Source organism: Nodosilinea sp. P-1105, assembly GCF_012911975.1.
In the GTDB taxonomy this organism is placed as follows: domain Bacteria; phylum Cyanobacteriota; class Cyanobacteriia; order Phormidesmidales; family Phormidesmidaceae; genus Nodosilinea.
The window spans coordinates 1-1181 of the sequence record NZ_SMDQ01000166.1 but is presented as its reverse complement, the minus strand read 5'-3'; the positions used below and the strand labels follow the sequence as shown (position 1 = coordinate 1181).

The 1181-nt window shown below is 54.1% G+C and carries 1 protein-coding gene and 1 pseudogene; both read left to right on the top strand.

The genetic code is table 11. The annotated features are described in order from the left end of the window. The coding region (locus E1H13_RS26555) for an ISKra4 family transposase (protein ID WP_169617963.1) at nucleotides 1-840 on the top strand (840 nt) is incomplete at its 5' end. A gap of 15 nt (nucleotides 841-855) precedes the next feature. Beyond that, a pseudogene (locus tag E1H13_RS26550) lies at nucleotides 856-1181 on the top strand (hypothetical protein); the annotation flags it as partial.

The following is a 1181-nucleotide window of genomic DNA, read 5'->3' as shown; positions in this document are numbered from 1 at the left end:
ACCCAAGCCGAGAAACTGGGCGTTAAGCCTGGTATTCAACAGAGTCCGTTGCTGGAGTTGTGTTGTCAGCGGATGAGTGCTAAAGCCTCCTATCAGCAAGCCGCCCGAGATATTGACCTGCTAACCGGGGTCAGTGTCAGTGCCAAAACGCAAGAGCGCATCGTCAATAGAACCCCTATCGAGGCCCCTGAGATCACCGAATCCGTGGCTGAAGTTGACCTGGATGGGGGGATGGTGCGATTGGTCGGCGACCCCGGTCAACCCAGCGAATGGAAGCAATATAAAGCCGTTCGAGTCAATGGCGACGGGCCGGGTATGGCGTGGTTCCAGGATAATTCGGCCTTGTTGGACTGGCTACATCACTTAACCTTCGTCAGTTTGTTCTACTGCTTAGGGGATGGCCATGCCGGGATTTGGTCGCTGTTTGCCCAACTTGAGGTGCCCCAGATCGCCGAGGAAATCTTGGATTGGTATCACCTCATTGAGAACTTGCACAAGGTCGGTGGGTCGTTAAAACGCTTGCAGGAGGCTGAATCTCTGCTGTGGGAGGGGCAAGTGGATAAAACCCTTGCCCTATTCGCCCCGGTTAAAACAGACCCCTCACGACGCTTTCAGACGTATTTGCAAACCCACCGAAGTCGGATTCCGAATTATCGGTATTACCAGATGGAGGGACTGCCCATTGGCTCTGGCCCCGTTGAGTCTTGGATCAAGCAGATCGACGAACGGGTACAGATTACCGGGGCGCGATGGAAGCCCGAGCGAGTGCCGCAAATCCTGGCGCTGCGCTGCGCCTATCTCAGCGGTCGCCTCGATTTATTTTCTCCACTCAAAGTATGACGCACTCCCGAGGTCATGCGCCTCGACACGGCTAAGGTAAACCGCCAGGGAACCGACACTATTCAAGGCCCACTTACCATCGAGAAAGCGCTCACCCTTAACGGTAAAGTTGGCATTGGGGGTGAACCCGGCACAGGTGCAGAGAAGCTACAGGTGACAGGCAGTGCTGCGATCGACAGCCTATCAGTAAGCAAGACCTTAAAGGTAACCGAGGCTAGCACCTTAACAGGTAATGTTGGTATTGGCGTTGCTCCAGCCACAAGTGCCAATGCAGAAAAGCTACAGGTGAAAGGCAGTGCTGCGATTGATAGCCTATCAGTAAGCAAGACATTAACGGTAAC